Origin of the sequence: Nocardia sp. NPDC059236 (genome assembly GCF_042754085.1) — a bacterium.
In the GTDB taxonomy this organism is placed as follows: domain Bacteria; phylum Actinomycetota; class Actinomycetes; order Mycobacteriales; family Mycobacteriaceae; genus Nocardia.
In genome coordinates this window covers 1-548 of record NZ_JBHZAF010000122.1, presented here as the reverse complement: position 1 = coordinate 548, position 548 = coordinate 1, and the positions used below count along the sequence as shown (strand labels likewise).

General features: G+C 67.3%; 1 pseudogene (running past one end of the window). It reads right to left on the bottom strand.

The features are described from left to right. A pseudogene (locus ACFXIV_RS48360) lies at positions 1–481 on the bottom strand (NAD(P)/FAD-dependent oxidoreductase) (it extends 258 nt beyond the left edge of the window). Between the last annotated feature and the right edge of the window lie 67 nt (positions 482–548).

Genomic DNA, 548 nt, shown 5'->3' with positions numbered 1-548 from the left:
AGGTGCCGGACAAGCGCACGGCCGAATCGAACGGAGAACAGGCGACCATGTGCTCGGCTAGCTTGAGCGGATGCCGGGGCGCTGTGCCCTCCCCAACGGCTGTCAGGCTGGTGCCGCGCGCGACTTCCATCGGCAGATCGACCCCGAGGGAGCGGAGCAGCGAGCGCGAGGAATATGCGGCGGCAACGACGACGGCCCCGGAGACGATCTCCGCACCGTCGGCGAGAGTTACCACCCATTCGCGGGCCGTACCACCGGTGACCGACGCGCGGATCCGAGAGACGGCGCTGCGCTCCTTGACGACAACACCGCGCACCTGCAGTGCGGCAACCAACCCTGCACCGAGGCTTTCCGGCCGGACATGCCGCTCGTCGACCAGATGCAACACTCCAGCAACACCTTCGCGGATCGCCGGATCGAACTCACGCACATCACGACCCCGCACCAAGCACGCAGTGCCGGTATAGCCGTAGTCGGTCATCCGGGAGTGGAGCAACTGGTAGGCAGTCAGGGTCGCGTCGGTCAACGCCACGACGGCCAGCCCGTCG